General features: G+C 58.4%; 1 protein-coding gene. It reads right to left on the reverse strand.

Annotated elements, in window-relative coordinates; translation table 11 throughout:
• Positions 1–1,545: 1,545 nt before the first annotated feature.
• Positions 1,546–1,971 carry a hypothetical protein gene (locus ACW7G5_RS14690; RefSeq protein ID WP_457005747.1) on the reverse strand — a complete coding sequence of 142 codons (426 nt, stop codon included), beginning with the start codon at positions 1,969–1,971 and terminating at the stop codon, positions 1,546–1,548.
• Between the last annotated feature and the right edge of the window lie 529 nt (positions 1,972–2,500).

The raw sequence follows: 2,500 nt of genomic DNA on the forward strand, positions 1-2,500 counted from the left end.
CCAAGCAACAGACCAAGACGGCAGCGCCTATGCAGTAGGCGCCACGCCAGAGTCTACGGTGACGAACATGGCACGGAGAGGCTTCCATCACTTGGGGCTCCAATGATCTCTCACTGCCGCCTAACGCCTGAATTAAGCCGCGCCGCGAAGCGGCGTCGGCTTGAATGAATTGTTAGGCGCTAATGCGCGCCGTGCTGCCACTGGCATGTCAACTCTCCCACGACCTTGCGGCCCCCTAGGCTAAGCACCACATTGTTCCCGGTACCGCTGAGCGTGAATGCGGGCAAGAAGCCCTTCCTGTCAGACCCCGCATGCACTATATCAATGCGTCGCTCGCGATAGCTGAAGTCACGGACCACGTAGCTTGCAACGCGCATGGAACGAGGCTCATTGACTTGGATCATCGCTATCTCACCCGAGCCGATGAACTCAAACGAGTAGCGGTCCGAATCGTCCGCTCCATTGAAATCGCACAGTGTGTTCGTGGCCAGCACCTGGCCAGAGAGCAGCAAGATCACACCTGCGAGTAGCGGGAAACGTCCCATAGCGCCTAACACCAGAGTTAAGCCGCGCTGCGTAGGGGCGTGAAACACATGGCAAGCTTTACCTGCCATGTGGTTTACGCCCCGAAGCGGCGTCGGCTTGAACGACTTGTTAGGCCGCGGCTGCGTTCGCACTCAGGCGCTCGCTTTTGCGACCCGCGAACGAATCAAAGATCTGACGGTGGGCATGGTACGACCATTGATCTTGCCGATCATAGTATCCCCCCACCCAAGCTTGCAGGTTATCCAGCATCTCGTCTTGGACTGCTTTTGAGGCGTATTTGTGAGGCTCCCAAGGACGGCTGCGGTTGTGCGCTAGGCACGTCTCGAGCCCGGGGTTTAAGAACACCAACTCGCTGCAATGGCGAGTCGCAGCTTGTACGAGCTCGCCATAGCAGCCCTCAACGACCCAGCGGGTGTGCCCGGACAAGAACGCGGCCAAAGATGCAGCGACAGCGTCATCTGTGCGCTGGACAGCAACCTTGCCAGGCTCCCAGACGATCGAGTCCAGGTCGAGGTGCGCGAGCCCATGCTCCTCGGCAAGCTGCTTAGCCAAGGTGCTCTTGCCGGAACCTGAGTTGCCGAAGACGAGAACTCTCATTAGCGGCCTAACGCCTGAATTAAGCCGCGCCGCGAAGCGGCGTCGGCTTGAATGAATTGTTAGGCCCCGAGCCCGAACCAAGCAGCCAGGGCCACCACGGTCAGAAGCTGAGCGCCAAGGATGAGAGCAAGCCGGTTGCGCCGGAACGCCAAGGCAGATAGCGCTGATCCCGGAATGGAGGCGGCGAGCACCCCCGCTGCCACAGCAAGCACCCATTTTGGATCTTTGAGCGCATGAAGTTGCATGGACAACGAGCAAGCAAAGACGAGAACAGCCGCAGCACATAGTGCGGTCGCGAAACGTCTCCAGTATGGCTGTGTCGAATCTTGCGACATGCTGCTCCTCGGGGCCTAACGCCTGAATTAAGCCGAACCGCGAAGCGGTTTCGGCTTGAATGAATTGTTAGGCACCAGCCTGCCAACCGGCAAGTTGCCCAGCACCCTGTGCAATAACCTGAAACCCAGATGGCGTTGTAACACCCCAACTCTCGTAGCCGCTAGAGATGGGAAGGAACTCAAGTCTTAGGCTACCCGCGAACTCCAAAAACAGGTCTGAAGTGCCCTCTTTGACCTCGACGCGAACGACAGGATGCGAGCCGAGCGTCTCAGTAGCGACCGCGGCGGCATCAAGCGGGGCCGGGAGGCCGTACTGCTGCATATGATCCTCGCTGCTTATCGCCACGCGCCCATCCTTGAGCAGGCGCCAAGGACACTCGGCGCCAATGCCGACACCACTGCCGAAAAAGAATGACCATTGGGTTGGTTCGTTCAGCGCAACACTGCTAATGGTGCGGCCAACCAGCCATGAGAAATCGAAAGAGTCCGACATGGTGCCTAACGCCAGAATTAAGCCGCGCCGCGAAGCGGTGTCGGCTTGAATGAATTGTTAGGGCCCACAGGTGCGAACCCCGGAAGCCTCGGCGGCCATAAGCATAAGGATGCCTAGTGGGACGGCAAGGATGCCGAAGAATAGCAATGAGCCGAGAAATGCAGGAGCGGTGGGCCGCCAGATAAGCGGAACAGCCAATGCAAGCGCGAGACAGGCTGCGCCGGTGGTAACGAGTGCAGCGAGTGAGGACGAGTTGGAAGAAACAAAATCTCCGATGCCCTGTTTTGCATCAAAGACACATCCGGTGTGCCAGGCAAAGTAGTAGCCAAACGCAAAGAGGAGCGGCGATGCCAGAGCAAGCGACCAGCCGATCCTCGAGTGCACTATGGACATGGGTGTGGGCCCTAACGCCTGAATTAAGCCGTGCCGCGAAGCGGCATCGGCTTGAATGAATTGTTAGGCCTTCGCTCTAGCGTAGACACTGCCAGATGGAATGCCTGGAACTAGTGAGACCACTTCAATGACGCGA

It is taken from the genome of Luteimonas sp. A501 (genome assembly GCF_054052085.1).